Source organism: Lacticaseibacillus yichunensis (genome assembly GCF_003946405.1).
Lineage (GTDB): Bacteria > Bacillota > Bacilli > Lactobacillales > Lactobacillaceae > Lacticaseibacillus > Lacticaseibacillus yichunensis.
Genome location: NZ_RHOG01000033.1, coordinates 1 through 20,883 on the forward strand (window position 1 = coordinate 1; position 20,883 = coordinate 20,883).

At 56.4% G+C, this 20,883-nt stretch carries 17 protein-coding genes; 12 read left to right on the top strand and 5 right to left on the bottom strand.

Features of this window, described 5'->3' with window-relative positions; translation table 11 throughout:
- Positions 1–1,315: 1,315 nt before the first annotated feature.
- Entirely contained in the window at positions 1,316–1,999 is a 684-nt protein-coding gene (locus tag EKM95_RS09430; RefSeq protein WP_125697823.1) for an SMI1/KNR4 family protein, read from the bottom strand.
- 149 nt (positions 2,000–2,148) lie between these two features.
- Between EKM95_RS09430 and EKM95_RS09435 the strand changes: the two genes are divergently transcribed.
- The 11 genes from EKM95_RS09435 (at position 2,149) to EKM95_RS09480 (ending at position 14,534) form a co-directional block, all read left to right on the top strand.
- Positions 2,149–2,895, top strand: a complete 747-nt coding sequence (locus EKM95_RS09435) for a hypothetical protein (protein WP_125697825.1) — start codon at positions 2,149–2,151, stop codon at positions 2,893–2,895.
- Between the two features lie 27 nt (positions 2,896–2,922).
- Positions 2,923–4,311 carry a UDP-N-acetylmuramoyl-tripeptide--D-alanyl-D-alanine ligase gene (locus EKM95_RS09440; RefSeq protein ID WP_125697827.1) on the top strand — a complete coding sequence of 463 codons (1,389 nt, stop codon included), beginning with the start codon at positions 2,923–2,925 and terminating at the stop codon, positions 4,309–4,311.
- 353 nt (positions 4,312–4,664) lie between these two features.
- Complete coding sequence (locus EKM95_RS09445) at positions 4,665–7,055, top strand: glycoside hydrolase family 3 C-terminal domain-containing protein (RefSeq protein WP_125697829.1); 2,391 nt, start codon at positions 4,665–4,667, stop codon at positions 7,053–7,055.
- 293 nt (positions 7,056–7,348) lie between these two features.
- Entirely contained in the window at positions 7,349–8,758 is a 1,410-nt protein-coding gene (locus EKM95_RS09450) for an MFS transporter (protein ID WP_125697831.1), read from the top strand.
- Between the two features lie 12 nt (positions 8,759–8,770).
- Entirely contained in the window at positions 8,771–9,892 is a 1,122-nt protein-coding gene (locus EKM95_RS09455) for an alpha-L-fucosidase (protein WP_125697834.1), read from the top strand.
- Positions 9,893–9,933: 41 nt separating this feature from the next.
- Complete coding sequence (locus EKM95_RS11710; RefSeq protein WP_164510166.1) at positions 9,934–10,248, top strand: hypothetical protein; 315 nt, start codon at positions 9,934–9,936, stop codon at positions 10,246–10,248.
- Between the two features lie 265 nt (positions 10,249–10,513).
- Positions 10,514–12,049, top strand: a complete 1,536-nt coding sequence (locus EKM95_RS09460; RefSeq protein WP_125697836.1) for a DEAD/DEAH box helicase — start codon at positions 10,514–10,516, stop codon at positions 12,047–12,049.
- A gap of 168 nt (positions 12,050–12,217) precedes the next feature.
- Positions 12,218–12,577, top strand: coding sequence for a holo-ACP synthase (gene acpS / locus EKM95_RS09465; RefSeq protein ID WP_125697838.1), 360 nt, complete (start codon positions 12,218–12,220; stop codon positions 12,575–12,577).
- A gap of 2 nt (positions 12,578–12,579) precedes the next feature.
- The gene (gene alr / locus EKM95_RS09470; protein WP_125697870.1) at positions 12,580–13,713 is read left to right on the top strand and encodes an alanine racemase; all 1,134 of its coding nucleotides are present in this window, start codon (positions 12,580–12,582) and stop codon (positions 13,711–13,713) included.
- Positions 13,714–13,902: 189 nt separating this feature from the next.
- Positions 13,903–14,154, top strand: coding sequence for a hypothetical protein (locus tag EKM95_RS09475; RefSeq protein WP_125697840.1), 252 nt, complete (start codon positions 13,903–13,905; stop codon positions 14,152–14,154).
- Positions 14,155–14,174: 20 nt separating this feature from the next.
- Positions 14,175–14,534: a type II toxin-antitoxin system PemK/MazF family toxin gene (locus EKM95_RS09480; RefSeq protein WP_125697842.1), complete on the top strand. Its 360-nt coding sequence runs from the start codon at positions 14,175–14,177 to the stop codon at positions 14,532–14,534.
- Between the two features lie 170 nt (positions 14,535–14,704).
- On the opposite strand, the gene EKM95_RS09485 is transcribed toward EKM95_RS09480, so the two are convergent.
- Positions 14,705–17,170, bottom strand: coding sequence for a hypothetical protein (locus EKM95_RS09485; RefSeq protein WP_125697844.1), 2,466 nt, complete (start codon positions 17,168–17,170; stop codon positions 14,705–14,707).
- A 286-nt stretch (positions 17,171–17,456) separates the two neighbouring features.
- Here EKM95_RS09485 and EKM95_RS09490 point away from each other — a divergent pair, with 286 nt between their 5' ends.
- On the top strand, positions 17,457–17,972 hold the full coding sequence (locus EKM95_RS09490) for a QueT transporter family protein (RefSeq protein WP_125697846.1): 516 nt from the start codon (positions 17,457–17,459) through the stop codon (positions 17,970–17,972).
- Between the two features lie 236 nt (positions 17,973–18,208).
- On the opposite strand, the gene EKM95_RS09495 is transcribed toward EKM95_RS09490, so the two are convergent.
- The 3 genes from EKM95_RS09495 to EKM95_RS09505 all read right to left on the bottom strand — a co-directional run bounded on the left by EKM95_RS09495 (position 18,209) and on the right by EKM95_RS09505 (position 20,733).
- Positions 18,209–18,658 carry a hypothetical protein gene (locus EKM95_RS09495; RefSeq protein WP_125697848.1) on the bottom strand — a complete coding sequence of 150 codons (450 nt, stop codon included), beginning with the start codon at positions 18,656–18,658 and terminating at the stop codon, positions 18,209–18,211.
- 111 nt (positions 18,659–18,769) lie between these two features.
- Positions 18,770–19,435, bottom strand: a complete 666-nt coding sequence (cbpA, locus tag EKM95_RS09500) for a cyclic di-AMP binding protein CbpA (protein ID WP_125697850.1) — start codon at positions 19,433–19,435, stop codon at positions 18,770–18,772.
- Between the two features lie 320 nt (positions 19,436–19,755).
- Positions 19,756–20,733, bottom strand: coding sequence for an L-lactate dehydrogenase (locus EKM95_RS09505; RefSeq protein ID WP_125697852.1), 978 nt, complete (start codon positions 20,731–20,733; stop codon positions 19,756–19,758).
- Positions 20,734–20,883 lie beyond the last annotated feature (150 nt).

The window sequence follows — 20,883 nt, forward strand, 5'->3', positions numbered from 1 at the left end:
CTCGACGGCCCTCTGCTTCTCTTTTAGTGAGTACATTTAATATCATACCTGAAGTCCAACTTTTTGTCCGCACGCCCCAAGTGTCTGACGGAAAGTAATGTGATGGGGTCACACTGTTGTGAGCGTATCCCAGATGGAATCATGGTGGCCGCGATCTCAGAGATTGGAAATATCGAAGGTCTTGCCCATAAGAATCAAAATAGCAGTCTCAGAGATCGTGAGATTGTGAAAGCATCAGGTCTTCCGGACCGCGGGACCGCGAATTTGTTCTTTTTATTCCAGAAATGCAACATCCACGGTCCCGTGGTCCGCGCGCCCCAAGTGTCTGCTGGAAAAAATGTGATGGGGTGACACTGATATGAGGGCCGTCCAGATGGAATGCTGGGGAGCTGCAGTCTCTGAGATCGGAAATATCGAAGATCTGCCCCGGATGAAGCAAATTGGCAGTCTCAGAGATTGCGAGATTGCGACAGTATCAGAGCTTCCGAACTCATGGTCCGCAAATATGTCACTTTTAGTCCAGCAAGGCAATATCCGCGGTCCCGTGGTCCGCACGCCCCAAGTGTCTGCTGAATAATAATGAAATGGTGTCACACTGATCTGAGGGCCGCCCCGATGGAATCCTGGGGCCGCGATCTCTGAGATCGGGAATGTCGAAGATCTGCCCCAGACGAAGCAAATTAGCAGTCTCAGAGATCGCGAGATTGCGACAGTATCAGAGCTTCCGGACTCATGGTCCGCAAATATGTCACTTTTAGTCCAGCAAGGCAATATCCGCGGTCCCGCGGTCCGCACGCCCGAAATGTCTGATGGAAAGAAATGTGATGGCGTGACACTGATATAGGGTTCCCCCCCAGATGAAATCCTGGGAGCCGCGATCTCTGAGATTGGAAATATCGAAGATCTGCCCCAGCTGAAGCAAATTGGCAGTCTCAGAGATTGCAAACGTTGACCGTACTAGTTTTTCCGGACTCATGGTCTGCAAATTTGCAACATTTTGTCCATAGAAGTCACATCCGCGGTCCCGTAGTCCGCACGCCCCCAACGTCTGATGGAAAGAAATGTGATGGGGTGACACTGACATAGGGTTCCCCCCAGATAGAATCCTGGTGGCCGCGATCTCTGAGATCGGAAATATCGAAGATCTGCCCTAACAGAATGAAATTGGCAATCTCAGAGATCGCGAGATTGCGACAGCATCAGAGCTTCCGGACTCATGCCGGGTCGGGCAACCGCTTCGGCTAACATCCGTCCAAGTCCGCGCCACGCTCCGAAGCCACAAAAAAGGCGGCCCCGCAAGACCGCCCGCATGTGCTTAGTACCAGTTGCTCACTTGATGTTTGAAGAAATCGGCGGCCACGGCGCTGTCGGAGAATGCGTCGTCGAGCGGCTGGACCAGGTCGCGAGACAAACGCTCGCGCTGGAGGCGGCGAAGAAAGGCGTATTCGTCCAATGCCGTCGCTTGCTTGGCTTCGTCGGCTTGCTGGGCAAAAAACAGGAGCCATTCGAGACAATCCTTTAGCGGCAAAAATTCCCGGGCGTATTCCAGCGCCGGCTCGACGTCACTTGGGGCGGCGATCACGGCGAAGTGGGTGAAGGCCTGTTTGGACATGCCTTCCGCGAAAATTGGTTTGCGCCGCTGGAGTTGGGTCCAAAAGTCGTCGAAGGTCGGGGCGATCGTCAGCCATTGGTCGACCTCGGTGTCGATGTAGCGAACGGCCGCACCTGCGTTCAGGTCAAAAACAAAATATCGCGCGCCATCTTGGGCAAAAGGTACCAGATGATCCGGCAGGGGCGCAGTCAGCCGCGGCCCCACTGTCGCTAAGGCGTGCAGCGAAACACCATCCGGAGCCTCGCTGGTCGGCTCGGCTGTCGGCAGAAAAAAGCGATCGGCAAAAATGCCGCGGTGGATCAGTCGGTAATAACTGGCTGGAATCTGCTCGAGCTGGGGAATGGTGGGCAAGACCGGTTTTGTGATCTGAGTGGGCCATGGATGCATGACGCGCACCTCCTTTTCACCGCGGGCGTGCTGGGCGGCGGTGATTTGCGTTCTGTATTCTTACTTACTTATATCATAGCAGGTTGCGTCGCGGGAATTCATTAAACGTTGTATAATATCGGGTAGAAAGGCGAAAGGACCGGAAAAAATTGCGTGATTCACTGATCTATGTTCATTATGAACCACTGGCCCACATGTTTTTGACGGCAGGCATCGGGGCCGCCGACATTTTAGAGGCACATCCGGCGCCGCTGCGTCACCTGTTGTTATTGCCGCCGATCGACGAGGATGAATTCATCGATCCGCACACGGGCTTTAACGAATTGAGTGGCGAAGAAGCGGTCACCACCTTTTTGCGTGGCAAAGAGGCGCGCACCCGCAACTGGCTGGATTACAAGCATGGGTCGTACTTGCGGGAACTGACGCCGACTGAGATTGCCGAGCTTTTGTATCTCGGCCATGCCAAAACGCATATCCAACCGCCGTTTTATTACAAACTGCAAAATAATATGGTGCATCTGCCACTGCGCAATGGCATGGTCACGTTGTATTTTCGCCAGCTGGCACAATTTTCGTCAACGCTGGCGAGTGCCGTGGTCCGGCATCTGCGGCTAGCGGCCAACGACCAGCCATTTTGGCTTCGCCTGCGTCAGCAGCATTTTCCGCCGCTCACGCCGGAAGTGGTGGGTCAGCTGTATCCGCTGCTGGAGGATGGCATCTTGTTTGACTTTTCACGGGGGATCTTCAGTCAAGGTTCGGTCACGATTCCATTGTTGGCGTTGGCGGATCGGTTTGTGCCGGATCGTCTGCCGGATCCAGCCGGGGTCACCCAGCGCGGCGACTTGGTGCTGGATCGTGAGGCGGGGACTTGGCAATTGGCGCTGCGTGAGCAGTGACCGCTTGAGAAATGGGGAGTTTGAGTCATGAAAATGAAGTTATCCGAGATCGCGCGGGTCGTCGGGGCGCAGTGCCCGTATTCGGACGCGGATAGCCCGACCATTACCGGGGTGGCGTTTGACACGCGCCAGTTAAAACCGGGCGACCTGTTCGTCCCGCTTGCCGGCGAGCGCGACGGCCACGAATTCATCGGCGCGGCCAAGGCTAAGGGCGCGGCGGCAACGTTTGTAGCGACGGACCACGAACCGATCGAAACGGCTTTGCCGCAGCTGGTGGTACCGTCGCCGCTGACCGCGTTGCAACAATTGGCACAATATTACCTATTAATGAAGGTCAATCCCAAGGTCGTTGCGATCACCGGCAGTAATGGTAAGACCACGACGAAGGATATGACCGCCGCAGTCCTTGCAACGCAGTATCATGTGGTGAAAACGCCGGAGAATTTTAACAACGAGATCGGCGTGCCGATCACCATTTTGGGCATGGACACCAATACTGAGGTGCTGGTGGTCGAAATGGGGATGGACCGGCCCGGCCAGCTGCACGCGATGAGCACGTTGGCGGAGCCGGATGTCGCGGTGATCACGATGATCGGGGAGGCCCACATCGAATTTTTCAAGACGCGCGACAAGATTGCCGATGCGAAACTGGAGATCACGGACGGCCTCAAGGAAGACGGGCTCTTTATTTACAATGGCGACGAGCCGCTGTTGACCGAGCGGGCGAAAAATGTGGACCAGGGGCAAAAGACGTTTGGCCTGGGCCCGGAAAATTCGCTGTTTGCGCGGGATATCAAGAGCTTTGAGGACCACACCGTTTTTTCCCTGTCGCGGTGGCCGGATCTGAAGTTCACCATTCCAATCATGGGCGAATATAATGTGACGAATGCGCTGGCGGCGATTCTGGTCGGGCGGCGCTTCCATGTGAAGCCGGAGACGATTCAGCGGGCGCTCGCGCATTTTCAGGTGACGAAGAACCGGACGGAGTGGTTGACGGGGGATGCCGGCGAGTCGATCTTGTCGGATGTTTACAATGCAAACCCGACGGCGATGAAGGCGGTCATTACTGATTTCGCAGAATTTCCGACGACCGGCCGGCGCATTGTGGTGCTGGGCGATATGCTGGAGCTCGGGGATCTGGCCGGTGATCTGCATGCCAGTGTCGCGGAAGCCATTGATCCGGCGAAGATCGCCGAGGTCTATCTGTACGGTACGCAGATCACGAGTCTGCAGGCGGTCCTGGCGGCCAAGATGCCGGCCGACCGCGTGCATTATTTTTCGACCCCGCACCAGGCGGATCTGATCGACGCCTTGCAGCAGGATATTTCCTATCAGGATATGGTATTGCTCAAGGCGAGCCACGGCCTGCACTTGGAAAATGTGGTGAAGGCGCTGGTCGAGGGGAGCCACGCGTAGTACAATACGAATTCGCAAAACGGTGGGCAAATGCGCCTGCCGTTTTTTGATTCGGGGTGCGGCGCCCAACTTGATTCGGCAGGCAGAGACGCATCCGCAACTGGGCGGTCTCGGGCGCGGCCACAGCCCCAAAGCCGAAAAAAGTTTTGCCTCGTTTTTTTGAATAAATGGTTCTTGTAGACGGCGCTGGCCGCCTTTTTTTCACCATTTCGGCACAGGAAAGACAGGTTCTGTGTCAGGATATGACGCAATGATGAACCGCTTTACTTAGTGCAGTGGGGCGGAAGACAGAAAACCACATATGAGAGCGTTTCCGTGATATGCTTATCGCAAGTAAGTGAGGAGGGACAGCGATGACGATCACGATCAAACGCGCAACGGGGAAGACCACTTTGACGGATGAGGAAGCGATCAAGCTGACATCCGGCCGGGATTTTTGGGCGACCGAGGCGCTGGGCGACATTCCCAACATTCGCATGAGCGATGGCCCGCACGGCTTGCGGTATCAGGCGACCGCGGCCGATCATTTGGGCATCAATGAGGCGGTGGCTGCGACGGCTTTTCCAACGGCCAGCGCCAGTGCCAGTTCCTGGGACCCGGACCTGCTGGCCAAAATGGGGACGGCCATCGGAGAAGAGGCCCGTAGCATGAACGTCGATGTGGTGCTCGGCCCGGGCATCAACATCAAGCGCAACCCACTGGGCGGGCGGAGTTTTGAATATTTTTCCGAGGATCCGCTGTTAGCTGGGACGTTGGCCAGCGCCTGGATCCGCGGCCTCCAAAGCACCGGGACAGGGGCGTCCCTGAAGCATTTTGCTGGCAATAGCCAGGAGACTGCCCGGCTGCGCTCGGATTCGCTGATCGATGCGACCGCGCTGCATGAGCTTTACCTGGAGGCGTTCCGTCTCGCGGTGACGACCGCCCAGCCGGAAACGGTGATGATCGCGTACAACTTGGTCAACGGGGTGTACATGAGCGATCACGACTACCTGCTCGGCGAGGTGTTGCGCAAGCAGTGGGGCTTTGACGGGATGATCGTGTCGGATTGGGGCGCGCTGAACGACAAGGCGGCGTCGCTGATTGCGGGCACGGATCTGGAGATGCCAAGCTCCGGGCACATTTTTGACAAGCAGGCCGCCCGAGCGCTGAAGCAGGGCCGCTTGCCTGAAGCCAGTCTCACCCGCGCGGCGGAAAAAATCGCGGCGGTGGCCGACCAGCAGCGCCCTATTTTCACCGGGAACAGGGAGACCTTGCTGGCCGAAAACGCGGATCTTGCGCAACAGATCGAGGAACAGTCCGCCGTGCTGCTGAAAAACGATGGCGTATTGCCACTTGGGGATGGCACCCGGGTCACGGTGATCGGGGCGCTGGCGGAAGAGACGCGGATTCAAGGTGCAGGCTCGTCGCACATCACGACGCCGGAGACGCGCTCGATCTTGCAGGGACTCACGGCGGCGGGGCACGCGGTTGATTTTGCGCCGGGCTATCAGTTGGATGGGGCTGCGAATGCAGAGCTGGTTCGCGAGGCGGTGGCGGCCGCTGGGAAAAACGACACGGTGATCTTGACGCTGGGGCTGCCGGCGACGGCCGAGGCGGAAGGCAACGACCGCAGTGACATGGCCCTGCCGGCAAATCAGTTGGCGCTGGTCGACCAGCTCTTGGCGGTCAACTCAAATGTGGTGGTCCTGCTCGTGGCAGGGTCTGCGATCGAGTTGCCTTTTGCCAGCAAGGTCCGCGCGATCTTGCATCTGTTTTTAGGCGGCGAGCGGGTCGGGGCCGCGGCGGCGCGGTTGTTGTTCGGTGCGGTCAGCCCGTCTGGCAAACTCGCGGAGACCTTGCCGCTTCGCTACACGGATGTGCCGTCCAGCGACTTGTACGGCCGCCAGCCGCTGAGTGTGCCTTACGCGGAAAGCTTGTATGTCGGGTATCGCTACTATGATAAGGCAAACGTCCCCGTGGCGTTTCCGTTTGGTTTTGGGCTGAGCTACACCACGTTTACCCTCAGTGAGATCGAAGCACCGACTGTTTTGACCGCCGATTCGGTGACGGTTTCCGGCAGTGTCTCCGTCAGCGTGGCCGTCGATGCGACGGTGGCGGTCACGATGTCTAATACCGGGTCGGTGCGCGGCGCCGAGGTGGTCCAAGTCTATGTGGGTCAGGTGGATCAAGCGCAACTCGCACCAGAAAAAACATTGGCCGCGTTTGCCAAGGTGTGGCTGGATCCGGGTGAAAGTCGGCGGGTGACGTTGACGGTGCCAAAGCATGCGTTTGAGCGCTGGAACGAGCCCGAGCAGGCGTTCACCTTGGCCGGCGGGGACTGGCAGCTGTTTGTCGGCACCTCCAGTCGCGATATTGTGACCACGCGTCCGTTGCATGTTGAAGCGCCCACTTTTCGCATCGATGCGCCAAAGTGGTACCAACAACCGGTGGGCATTCCAACGCTCGCCGCATTCACTGAGTTGTCGGGCCTGACGCCGGCCGATCCGCCGTCGCTGACCAAAGGGACCTTCACGCCGCTGAGCACGCCGCGGGAAATGGCCCCGAAGTCGTGGCTTGTGACCAAGCTGAGCAATGTGATCATCGGCAGTATGCAAAATAATGATCATGTGACCCCGGAGTCACCTGAAGGCCGTTTTTTGGCGACGATCGTCTGGGACACACCTCTGATTCGGCTCGCGCAACAAAGCGGCGGCAGTCTGAAGTTGTGGATGGTCCGCGCGCTGGTGTGGTTTGCGAATCATTAGAAGCGAAGAAGTGGGCTAACTGGCGGGCTTGGGTCCGACAGGTAAGTGGCCTCAACGCCAGGTCCGGTTTTGGACCAGGCATTGAGGGCCTTAGCTGCTCGGACCCAGCCAGTTAGCCCACGACATTGTGAGAGCAGGCGGGCTTGGCCATATGAGAGAAAGTGGCCGTCTTGAAAAGAAGCCCGTTTTTGAAGCTCAGCACCGCTTTTGAAATCAAGCACCGTTTTACAAAGCAGCACCGTTTTGTCAGCCAGGGGGAACGATCTCGTGAGCGTGAGAAAGAGGGGAACATCATGGAAGAAAAGCAAGTGACGCGCCAAACTGGAAATGGCGAGCGCATCAGTTTTTGGTCCTACTTCACCGGGCAAGGCATGGCGAATAGTTTTTTGACCGGGATGCTGACGACGTATCTGTTGATGAACGGCATCGCGCTGGCCCAAGTGGCGTTTGCGATGGTCGCGGTCAAATTGTGGGACGCGATGAGCGACACATTCTTTGGCGTTTTGTTTGACAAGATTCACTTCAAGTCGGGCCGAAGCCTGCCGTGGCTGCGCGTGGCGATGGTGATGGTGCCCGTGATGACCATCATCGTTTTCAACATTCCAGGCTTTTTGAACCCTGAGGCAAAATTACTTTGGTTTGCGCTCAGCTATGTGCTTTGGGACACGGTTTACACAATCTCCGATGTGCCGATCTACAATCTTGTGACTTTGATGACGTCGGATACCACCGAGCGCAACAGTATTTTGTCCATTGCCCGGATGGCCGCGTTGGTCGGGACCTTTGTGACCAGTATGGTGGCGACCTTCATGGTTTCCGAGGCGGGGAGCTTCACGTTCGGCACCACGGCGATCGTACTGGCTATCTTGATGTTTCTGTTGATGTCGCCGGTGTCGTTTGTCGCCAAGGAGCGCGTGCACACGACGACGCAAAGTGCGAGTTACACCCTGCGCCAAATGTGGCAATATGTGCGCTCGAACAAATACCTGCAGCGCTATTATCTCTATTACATCATCGCGGGCATCACCTGGACCAACTCGGCCGTCGATCTATTCGTCTCGTATTACTTCTTCGGCTCGGCGCTGGTCTCAACCCTCACCATGGTCGCGATGGCGATTCCAATGGCGCTTTTGGCGCCGCTGATGGGGATGATTCTCAAACACATCGACAAGTTCCGCCTCTTTTTCTGGAGCGCGGCGGCTTTGGCGCTCACCACGTTTTTCGTCTACTTGGGCGGCACGCACAGCCTCTGGGTCTACCTCGCGCTGGTCGCGTTGCGCTCGATTCCGCAAGGCGTTGTGTTGACGCTGAATCTGACCTTTACCCCTGATGTGGTGGAATACGGCAAGTTTTCGTCCGGCATCGATGCGCGCGGCATCGCGTTTGCCATTCAGTCGTTTTCTGGAAAATTGATCTCGCTGGCCCAACCGCTGGGGTTATTTGTCCTCGGCCTGTTTGCCTGGCAGCCGATTCAGGCCAGCAGTTTTGCCGACCTGCAAAAAATGGCGATCACGCAAAGCACCACGGCGCTGAATGGCCTGTGGCTGGTGGCGGAACTCTTGCCGGCGATCGGCGCGGCTGTAGCCCTGATTCCACTGCTGTTTTATCACCTCAACGACCATGATGTGCAGCTGATGGCGTCGGCGAACGCGGGCACCATCACCGCGGATCAGGCGCGCGCGCAACTCTCACGGAAATATTAGGAGGAAAAGGGTATGGCAGACGTGAATCGTCATCGCGGCCAGGCGCCGACCTGGTTTGAGCAAGCCGATTTCGGCATCTTCATTCATTGGGGCCTCTACAGCGTGCCTGCTTATGCGCCGGCGCCGATCACCGGCCCGGGCAAGCACCCGACGCTGCGCAGGCAGTTTGAATATCAACCCTACGCCGAGTGGTACGCCAACTCAATGCTTTTTGAAAACGGGCCAACGGGGCAATACCATCGGGCGCATTATGGCAACGCCCCGTATGCCGATTTTGCCCAGTCTTTCAAAGAGACGGCGAAAAATGTCGACGTGGAAGCCTGGGCGGATGCCTTCGCCGCGGCCCATGCGAAATATGTGGTGGTGGTGACCAAGCATCACGACGGGTTCGTGATGTACGATACCGAGGTGCGAAATCCGCACCAACCCGACTATCACCTCGGCTTTGATTTTGTGGGCGAACTGGCCAAGGCGGTCCGCGCGCGGGGGATGCGCTTTGGTGTGTATTATTCCAGCCTGCTGGATTGGACGTTCAAGCACGACCGTATCCAAAGCGCGGCGACATTTTTGCTGGGAAACGACACGAGCCAGCGCTACCTCGATTATGTGTGGGACCAGTGGCACGAGCTGATCGACCGCCATCGCCCAGACATTTTGTGGAGCGACATCGGCTATCCCGTCGACCCGCGCCTCCCGCAGCTGTTCGCCGACTACTACAAGGCGGTTCCGGAGGGCATGGTCGACGATCGCTGGGGCAGCTACCCGAATTCACTGCGCCACAAGCCGCTTTACCCCTTGTTCAACCTGGGCGGCGCGATCGTCAATGCCCGCGCGAAAAAATCAAACAAAAGCACGCCACCGCAGTACTACGATTATCGGACCCTGGAATATTCAAGCATCTGGACTGGCGCGCCGGATTATTACGAAATGACAAGAGGCATGGATCTGTCATTTGGCTACAACCAAGCCGCCCGCCCAGAGGACTTCATCACAGCAGATGACGTCCGGCAGCTGGTTGCCCAAGGCCGCAAAGACCGCGGCCGTCTCCTGTTAAACGTCGGCCCAATGGCAAACGGCAAACTGCCGGACCCACAACAAACCGTCCTGACAGACCTCGCCAGTCGTCCATTATAATAGAAGAAACAAAACGAAAAAGCGGCTCGCGGGCCGCTTTTTTGGTGGAGAAGCGGGGGCAAAAGACAACCGGGGTGGTGGATTTCAGAGACAAAACCAGTGAATTCGCAAATCAGAAGCTGCAATGCCACAATTGCAAAAATGGGCATGCAGAGAAGAGACTTCGCAGAAATCGAGAACTGCAAACAAGATATTTTGATGACTATTCTAAAAAAGAATCCACGCACCCAAAACCACAGAACCGCGCACTCTACCAATTCCTGAAAACTGGATATGAGGGTGGTGCTGGCCAGAAATGGCTCAGCCCCCTCGTCGGTGTTAGCGGCTGTGCCGCTTACACCGAAAGTGAGCTTTAAGACCGCGCACTTTGCGGGCTTAAAGTCACTTGGGAGCGTTCCAGCCATTTCTGGCCGGCGCCACCCGGGAGCCCACCGGGCGACCAAACAGCACTTCCAATCTTTTTGATGAAGTGCGGGCGGTTTGTGTTTTAGTGCAAGCAGTGGTAAGATATTCCAGACACTTTTCAGAAAAGTGGTCGATATGCGGCGAGATCTGCGAAACGGATGATGAGACTTCCTCTGTTTGGCCACGCGCTGCATCGCAAAACAAGGAGGAACTTATTTGAAATTCAAAGAACTCGGACTCGATCATGACCTGCTCAAAGCAGTGACGCGCGCCGGTTTTGAAGAGGCAACGCCGATTCAAGCAGAGACCATTCCGCTGGTGCTCCAGGGCAAGGACGTGATCGGCCAAGCGCAGACCGGGACCGGTAAGACCGCCGCGTTTGCTTTGCCGATCATGCAAAACATCGACTTCGCAGACCGCAACGTGCAGGCGCTGGTCATTTCGCCAACCCGCGAGCTGGCCGTGCAGACGCAGGAAGAATTTTACCGCCTCGGCAAGGACAAGAACGTCAAGGTCCAGGCGGTTTACGGCGGGGCCGACATGCGCCGCCAGATCAAAGGCTTGGCGGATCATCCGCAGATCGTGGTCGGGACGCCTGGCCGTCTGCTCGATCATTTGAACCGCCACACCCTGAAGCTCGGTAATCTCAAGACCTTGGTCCTGGATGAAGCCGACGAAATGCTGGACATGGGCTTCATCGAAGACATTGAAAGTATCGTCAAGACCGCCCCAGAAGGCCGCCAGACCTTGCTGTTTTCCGCAACAATGCCGGCACCGATCATGCGGCTGACCACGACCTTCATGCACGAACCAGTGACGGTCAAGATCAAGTCTAAGGAATTGACCGCCGATACCGTCGAGCAGTATTACGTACGCTCGAAGGAATTTGAAAAATTCGATATCATGACGCGTCTGTTTGACGTTCAATCGCCAGAGCTTGCGCTGATCTTCGGCCGGACAAAGCGCCGCGTCGATGAGTTGACCAAGGGCCTCAAAGCCCGCGGTTACAAGGCGGAAGGTATTCATGGCGATCTGACGCAGCAAAAGCGTATGTCCGTTTTGAAGCAATTCAAGTCAGGCGAGCTCGATTTTCTGGTTGCGACGGATGTGGCCGCTCGTGGGCTTGACATCTCAGGCGTAACGCATGTGTACAACTTCGATATTCCGCAAGACCCAGATAGCTATGTGCACCGGGTCGGGCGGACGGGCCGTGCCGGTAAATCGGGTGTCGCGGTCACGTTTGTCACCCCAAATGAGGTCGACTACCTGCGCACCATCGAGGATCTGACCAAGAAGCGGATGATGCCGCTCAAGCCGCCGACAGAAGAAGAGGCGTTCATGGGCCAAGTTTCCACTGGCCTGTCCACCATCAAAGCGCAAGTCGAAAATGACGACAGCGACAAGTATGAACCGATGGCTGAAAGTCTTTTGGAACAATACACGCCGGTTCAGTTGGTCGCGGCGTATCTGAAGGCTGTTTCCCCGGATGATGCCAGCACGGTGCCGGTCAAATTGACCCCGGAGCGCCCGTTGCCGCATCATGGTGGCCACGCCAATTATCGTGGGGGCTACAAGGGCAATCGCCGCAGCGACAATCGGCGCGGCAATGATTACCGCGGCGGCCGCAGCAATGCCAGCACCAGCCACGGCAACAGCAGTCATCCTTATGACAATGCTCGTCGCCAGGATGCTAAGCGCAAGGACCGTCAAGAAGCCAAACGCAGCTTCGATGGTCGCAAGAAGCGTTATTGATTTTAAAGTGTTGGGGAAAAGCTGCCAGCGATGGGAGCTTTTTTTGCTGGGGAAAATCGTGGTGGGGCGGGGTTCATCTTGGCGTGACCAAGTTTCACGCGCGCTGAGCGGACAAGTGCGGCGGGCCGGCTTATAATGAGACCATCAGGAAAAAAGGGAGGGTCCGCTTTGATCGCAGGACTTGGTATCGATCTGACAGAGATCGCGCGTATTCAGGAAGCACAGGCACGCAACCCACATTTTGCAGAAAAGGTCCTGACGCCGCGCGAATTGGCGATCTTTGAGCAACTAGCGCCGGCGCGGGCGGCGGAATGGCTCGCGGGCCGGTTTTCAGTGAAGGAATCTTATTCAAAAGCGTTCGGCACGGGCTTGGGCAAGGTCGCGCTGCATGATGTTGAGGTGCTCGATGATGCGAGCGGCAAGCCTATCGTGACGGCGCATCCCTTTGCCGGGCGGGCGCTGGTGTCGATTTCGCACACGCAAACGCTGGTGATGACAGAAGTGATCTTGGAGGCAAGTGACAAATGAGTATGGTAACGGCAACTTTGCGGCCCAGCACGGTGCTGGTCAACGAAACGGCGATCTTACATAATGTGGCGCATGCGCTGGCCCGGCTGGATGCAGGGACGGAACTGTTTGCGGTGGTCAAGGCGGACGCCTATGGGCACGGCTTGCTTCGGGTGGCGCGTGTTGCGGCAAAGGCCGGCGCGACTGGCTTTTGCGTGGCCGTATTAGACGAAGCGTTGGCTTTGCGCCAGGCCCATTTTACCCAGCCGATTCTGGTGCTGGGGCTGATCGAGCCGCAATATGCCCCGGTCGCCGCGGCCAATCATATCAGTGTGCCGGTCGCCGGCGCCGCCTGGCTCGAGGCAGCCTTGCCACTTTTGACGAGTGAAAAATTGCCGCCGCTGGCCATTCATTTGGCAATCGATACGGGCATGGGGCGCATCGGGTTTCAGACGATCGCACAAATGCAGGACGCGCTGGCCGTGATCGCCAAACAGCCTGAGTGCTTTGATGTGGCCGGCATTTTTACCCATTTTTCCACGGCGGATGAAAAGGACACAGCGTATTTTGAGATGCAGGCGCGGCGCTTCAATGCGTTCACGGCGGCGTTGCCAAAGCGGCCCCGTTATGTGCATGTGTCAAATTCTGCGACTAGCCTGTGGCATGCGGCCTGCAATGGCAACATGATTCGCTTCGGCGTTGCGATGTATGGGCTCAATCCGTCGGGTCATGCGATTCCTGAGGTGCCATATGCGCTGGAGCCGGCGCTGAGTCTGGTGTCGCAGATCGTGTTTTGCAAGCAGGTGCATCAAGGCGATGCGATCTCATATGGTGCGACGTATCGCGCAAGTGGCGATGAGTTTATCGGCACGGTGCCGCTGGGCTATGCGGATGGCTGGCTGCGGCGCATGCAGGGCTTTCACGTGCTGATCGATGGGCAATTTTGCCAGATCGTCGGGCGCGTCTGCATGGACCAGTTCATGGTGCGGATGCCAAAAGCTTATCCAGCCGGCACGCCGGTGGTCTTGGTGGGCCAAAGCGGCGACCAAAGCATCAGCTTGCAGGATGTCGCCGATTATTCGGACACGATTCACTATGAGATCGCCTGCAGTTTGGCGGCGCGTCTGCCAAGGCAGTCTGTGGCGCCAATCGAGTAAGCTGCGTGGGTGCCGTGCATCGAGTGTGCGGGTAATTGAAGCATGAAGCGGGGAAAACGTGCGTCCGGTTGCGGGTGCGTTTTCTTTTTTTTCGCGTCGTTGTTCTTTCTTCCGTCCTTCAAGTCCTTTCAATTGACGCACGCGGTGGATGTGCTAAGATGAAGAAAATGAATTCGGGAGGATCCGCTCATGACGAAATTGGCGCTCAATGTCGATTGGGATGAGACGACTAATGCTCAGATCGAAGCCTATTGCCAGGCACATGACATGGCAGTTGACGCGTTTGTCGATGATTTAGTGCACGATTTTGTCGCAAGTCACGCGGATGCGATCATGCGGGCGCGCCTGATCAACGGCTACCGCGAAATGGCTGAGCTGAACGAGGAGATCTGTAGCGAGTTTAACGCGTGCGAAAGTGAAGCGGCAGCGCTCGATAACTGAAGGAAAAGAGGACCCGGCACATGGCAGAAGAGGAAGTGCGACGCGGCGATGTCTACTTTGCTGACCTCTCGCCAGTCGTGGGCTCCGAACAAGGCGGCAGTCGGCCTGTCTTGGTGATTCAAAACAATGTCGGCAATCATTACAGCCGTACGGTGATCGTTGCGGCCATCACGTCGCGCATCGATAAGCCGAAAATGCCGACGCATGTGGGCTTGGTTGAAGGGGTCGACGGCATCGAACGCAATTCAGTCGTCTTACTGGAACAGATTCGCACGATCGACAAGCAGCGCCTGCAGGACAAGATGACCACGTTGTCGCAGACAAAAATGGTCGCAGTGGATCAGGCGCTGGCGATCTCGGTTGGGATTCGGCAGGTGTAAGGCGAAGGACTCCACTTCCACGACCGCCAATACTGCTGATTTTTCACGCATCGATAGACAATGGCACCGGGACGCATTTTGCGGGCCCGGTTTTTTGATTCAAGGGCGCGCCGCCGAATCAAAAACGGCCCGCACAAGACGGGCCGTCGCAGCACTATTTTTCAAAAGGCTTAACGCGCCAGCAGGGTCGCGATGTTGTTCAAGGCATCGTTTGCGATCTGCAGGGTATCCGGATCGGGATTGAGCTTTGGCAACGTCTCGTCGGTGTAGTGCAGAATGCCGGTGGCGCGGGAGCAGATGTCGAACCAGTTCTGGAATGGCATCTTGTTGATAGCGCCGTTGATGGCAGACGGCACGACCTGCAGGAGCTGGGTCACGACCAACTTGGCCTGGGTGAAGGTCTCATCGGGCACGTTGGCCATCGTCGTCGCTTTCGTTGCAAGGCGGAAGAGTTGGGCGGCGATGTTCAAAATTGGGCTCTGGTAGCTTGCCGGCTGGGTGCCTTGTGGGCGGTCGTCGAGCAGGTATTTCTGCAGGCCGACCATGGCGTACAGTACCAGCTGATCGCCGGGGCGACTGCCGACCGGATCGAGGCGCTTGATGCCGCAAACGGAGACGTCCTGGCCAGCGGTACCAAAGGTCATGGCGGCGTGGCTGATAAAGTCGCTATATTGAACGCCCAATTCGTTGCGTGAATCGGTGGTGCGCATCATGAAGATGACATCCTTGCCGGTTTGGGCTTTGAGATAGGCGTGCATCATGCGGGCAGCCAGGCCGAGCTGGTCGTCGTGAATCTCGCTGCGCTGATCCAAGGTGACATGGACCTTGGCCGGCGTGTTCTCGTACTGGCCGAGAATGCGCAGTAAGGCGGCGAGATATGGGAAAATGATTCCAAAACTCATGGCAAAATTGCCAGCGTCACTGAGCGGCGAATAGATCGAGAAGGTCTGTGCGCTCTCATGTTTTGCGTGCAGCAACATGGTTTGAATCTGGTCACGATTTTTCCCACGGGCCTTGACCTCATCGCCTGGCTGCCAGCCGAATGGGTAAAGGGTGTCGCTGAAGTGCTGCAGCGCCGTCTGGTTGCTTGGGTCGGTGACAGTCGCGCCAACGTACATGCTACGCTGGTAGTCATTTCCGTTGGCAAAAGACTCGTCCATGTAGATCTGCAGTTCGTTTGGCGCGTGCAACTTGGTCAAAGCGGGCTGCACGACCGGCGTCTTGGCCTGATTGATGGCCGGGGTCGTCGTTGAACGCGGGGCAACAGAGGCAGTTGGCGCTGCCTCGGAAACGGTCGAGGACGTTGAAGCGGCGGCACTGACTGGTGTCGAATGCACCGCGGCTTTTGGGGCAACGGGTTGGGCAGCGGCGGTTGCTGCGGTGCGCGGTGTCTGGGACTGAGGTGCACTTTGGGTGGTCGCGTTGGCAGCAGTCGATTGCTGCGAGGCGGCCGACTTTTGTGACTGTTGGTTCTGCGCGCGCTGCGTGTTTTGCGGGGCGGTCGAACGTGGTTGGGAGCTACGCCCGTTGTTGCGCGTTGTTGCGCCAGTATCGACAAAGCCTGGCACCGCGCGCTCGCCATCTGCAGGTTGCGTGGCCGGATTTGGCGCATGCTTTGGCGCAGGGTGGCTCGTGGTGTTGCGGCGCGTCTGGCTCGTTGGCGTCGGTTTGGTCTCGGTCTCTTGTGGGCTGCGGCGACTGCGGCGTGTCTTTGGTGCAGGCGCCGCATTTTGGGTCGGTTGCGCTTGCTTGTCAGTGGTCTGTTTTGTGGGCTGCACTGACTGATTCGCGGCTGAGGTAGCCGGCTTTGGCGAAGTGGTGGTTGGCCGATTTTGCGCAGCCGCGGTCGATTGCGCTGGGCGATTCACCTGGGTGGTCGTCTTTTGCTGATTTTGATTTTGAGCCGGGCTCTGGTTTTGCGCCTGACTTTGCTTTTGCGTTTGAGTCTGATTTTGAGTCTGAGCCGGCTTTTGGGCCTGTTGTTGAGTTCTGGTCTGCGGCTGGTTTTGTGTTTGATTTTGGCTCTTGGCCGCAATTGGCTTGGCTACAGTGCGGCGGCCAGTTGTCTGCGCTTTTTGCGGCTCGGGCTTGGCCGCTGCCGGCGTTTTAGGCGCTGGCTGGGTCGACTTTTGCGCACGCTGAGCGGGTTTGGTCGGCTGTTTTGCAGCTGGCTTTGTCTGCTGGGCCTGGCTCTGTGTGGTGCGCGGTGAAGCTTGTTGCGTGCGAGTTTGCGCATTGCGGGTCGCCGGCTTTTGGACAGGCGTCTTGGCGGCCTGTTTCGGTTCAGTTTTTTCCTGCGTTGCATCAGGCTTTGTGGTCTCTGTTTTCGCCTGGTTCTCAGCGGCTTGCTTTGGGCGGCGGGTCGGGGTGGCCGCAGGGACTGTCTCGGTCTCCTTGGTGGTGGTCCCATCCGCATTGGTCTGGAAAATAGTGAACTGGTGCGCCGCGGTGGATTGGACCGGGTGTGCATCGATAAAACGGTTGATCTTAAATGTGATCGGTCGGCTCATTTCAGCATCTTTGAGCACTTTACGCATGCTCGATGGTGAGATGCCGATCAATTTGGCGGTCTGCGTCAAGCTGAGGTGTTCGGCCGTCATGATCTGTTTGAGGCGATATGCGATCGCTTCTGACATAGACGTCACTCCTTATATAATTGTTTTTCCGCGAAAGACGGACGGCGCGCACTGGCAATTGCCGCACGTGGGCCCAGCCTATGAAACGAGACTGAAAAAATTGTTCAAGTCGCGGTCGCGGCAGGTGGGTGTCACTAAAATAGGGTGGCACCTCTTAAGCGTACACCAAAACCGGGCAGTTTGCAGAAATAATGCCCGGTTCGCTAGTCGGTCAGAGGCCCGGGTGGTAAACTAGTAATTCGTGGTTCGAAATCCATCCCACTTAAAAAAACTAGGAGGTCTTTTCATGCAGCGCAAAGTTTTGACATTAGTGGTCAACGCGATCGTGGCCGCGCTTTATGTCGTGTTAGCCGTGGTGCCAGGCGCGTTTAGCCTAGCCAGCGGCGCGATTCAATTTCGCATTTCAGAAATGCTCAATCATCTGGTGGTGTTTGACCGCCGTTATCTCTGGGGCGTTGTGCTCGGCGTTGGGCTTTATAACGCAATCTTTTCGCCGATGCACTGGCTGGATGTCCTGTTTGGCGGCGCGCAGAGTTTGATTGGCCTCGCCTTGGTCGCATGGCTGGCGCCGCATCTGCCAAAGCTCTGGCAAAAAATGGCACTCAACACCGTGATCATGTCGCTGACGATGGTGCTGATCGCCATCGAGATCGCGATCACCGGCCATCTGAACGCAGCCGCTTTCGGCATGACGTATTTGACCCTGATGGCCTCTGAGGTGATCATCATGATCCTCGGGGCTGTCGTGATGGCCGCTATTGACCGGGCCGTCCATTTTGCCAAAGTCATGGGCCAAAAATAGGACCGCTTGGCGGCCCCAACACATTGACTAAGATCACACACCGAGGCCAGCGCTTCGGTGTTTTTGATTCAGGGTGCGCAGGCCCGCGGGAGGGTGGGACAGCTAATTTGGCTTGAGCGCTTGATAGCGCACTTGGCTATCGAGTGCTCGAGTCAATTAGATGACCCCACCATGCGGGCCGGGGCCCAACTTGATTCAGGGTGCGCAGGCCCGCGGGAGGGTGGGACGCCAAACTGTCAGTCAGGCGCCCCCATTTTTCCCTGCAGCCAAAACAGACTTCCGAGCAAAAGCGGCAGGCCAATCACGCCAACATAGATGAAGAGAACAGCCAGCGCCTCTTGTTGAATGACCAGGACGATGACCATCGGAAGACCGATCAGCGCCCCGGCGACCATCGCAAAAAGCGCCTGCGCTAGGTGCCGCGTCGCACGTGCTAGGGTGGCGTGTGTGTTTGAAGCTCCTGAGCCAGTCTGCGCTTGGGTCAAGTATTGCCAGGCCGCGATCATCACAGCGTAAAAACTCGCAAATGCCAGCGTGACGCCGACGCAAAAGACCCAGCCGAGCACGGGGTACAGCTCAATGGCAAAAGCGCCGACCCCGAATACATAAAAGCCGACCACGATGCCGCTGATGAGCAGGGTGGCGAGTACCAATAAGAGCCGCAACCAGATGACGATCTTTTTCATCCATTTTTCCTCCAGATGTGGTCATCATCTCGCAGCGAAGTTAAGAATCGGTTGCGAGAACGGTAAGCTTTCCTCAAAAAAAGCCCCGGCTGTCGCCGAGGCAAAGTGCAATTACAGTTCTTCATCCACGCGAATCGGTTGGCCGGATTGGAGGTCATCGATCTCAACGACACGGAAGTTTTTCTTTTCAAGCTTTGCGACGATCTCGTTCAGCGTGTTTTCATCAGTGCCGGCTGGCAGGGTGAATAGGGTGCGACGGACGAATTCATCACGCTTGGCGTCCAAGGTCAAACACCCTGAGATCGACACGTATTTGGCGAGGATCTTGCTCATGGTCGCCAGGTCGCCGCGCTCGCCGGTGGACATCACGGTCAGCACATACGAGCCAACGTCGATGTTCCAGCTTTCGCTCAGCATCGACAGTAACTTCGCATGGGTCAAGATTCCATAGAAGTTGGCATTTTCATCGAGCACTGCGATATATGGCAAGTCCTTGATGTTGAAGAAGACCTTGAAAAATGGGGCGTTGACCGGAATCGTCTTGGTCGCGTTTTTCAGCAGGTAGGTGACTGGCAAACTCATGTCGCCGCCTTGTGACTTGTGCCGATAAATATGCATCTTATAGATATTGCCACGGAAGATCTGACCGCTTTCGTCGAGAATCGGCACGCAGCGGAAGCCGGAGTCTTCGAGGACTTTCAGGGCTTCTTCGAGCGTGACGGTCTCTTTGACAGTCGTCAGGAATTCCTTTTTGAGCACCAATGACTTGATTAACATAAGCGGACCTCCATCGTGCGTTTCCACGTAATTATTAAAAATCTCTAATCTTCCTTTATGATACCATAGTCAAGCTGTTGCGCAAGCATTCCGCCTCGGTTCACGACGAAAAAAGCGGAAATTCTCGCCATTCTCTCATGTGGGCCGGCACTCTATCTATTATGCGCACATTTTGACGACGGTGGCTGAGTGAAATGGCAATGATTGAAAAGTGGCCGCTGCACTGCCACTGCACGGGGATGGCACGCAACGAGGAAAAAATTTGGCCAAAAAAAATCGCCCCGCTGCCGAAGCAGTGAGACGATTTTTAACGATCCAGATTACTGACGAGTTTCGATGTCGTTCTTTGCGAAGGCATCGGTGATGATCTTCTTCAGCTGGGTCGCGGACTTGTCCATGGATTCTTGTTCATGGTCGGTCAGAGGAATCTCAAGGATGTTTTGGATCCCGTTGCGGTTGATCACAGCAGGGGAGCCAATGTAGATGTCATGCTGACCGTACTGGCCGTCCATGTAGACAGACAGCGGCAGAACAGCATTTTCATCATCAAGGATGGCCTGAACGATGCGGGCCAGGGCAGTTGCGATTCCATAGAAGGTCGCGCCCTTCAGCTTGATGATCTCGTAAGCAGCGTCACGCACGTTTTCGAACATGTCGACAAGCTTGCTCTCATCGATTTCTGGATGTTCCTTGACCCATTCGGAGATCTTGATACCGCCGATGTTGGCATGGGACCATACAGGGAATTCGGTGTCGCCGTGTTCGCCCATGATGTAAGCATGGACGGAACGCGCATCAACGCCGACCATCTCAGCGATGGACTGACGGAAGCGGGCAGTGTCCAAAGAAGTACCGGAACCGATGACACGGTTCTTCGGGAAACCAGAAAGCTTCCAGGTCGCATAGGTCAAAATGTCAACAGGGTTGGCCGCTACGACGAAGATTCCGTTGAAACCACTCTCAACGATCGGGTCAACAATGGACTTCAAGATCTTGAGGTTCTTGTTAACGAGGTCAAGACGGGTCTCGCCTGGCTTCTGTGGGGCGCCAGCGGTGATGACAACAACGTCTGCATCCTTTGCGTCGGAGTATTCTGCAGAGTAGATCGTCTTTGGCGAAGTGTATGGGAGCGCGTTGCTCAAATCGATCGCGTCACCCTTAGTCTTATCTTTGAAAATATCGACAATGCCGATTTCCTGAGCGATGCCCTGCAAAACAAGTGCATATGCAAAGCTGGAGCCTACAGCGCCGTCGCCGACCAGAAGTACCTTCTGGTGGTCTTTGATTCCTTTTGCCACGGTGATATCATCCTTTCTTATTTGCAGTTATGCAATTCACTTAGCAGTATACCACAAAGCAGATTGTGCGCGCGTCTTTTCACTTCTATTTTCGCCGGCTTTGCGTTTATTTTACATTTTGACAAACGCCGTAATGCCGGCTTTCTGTGA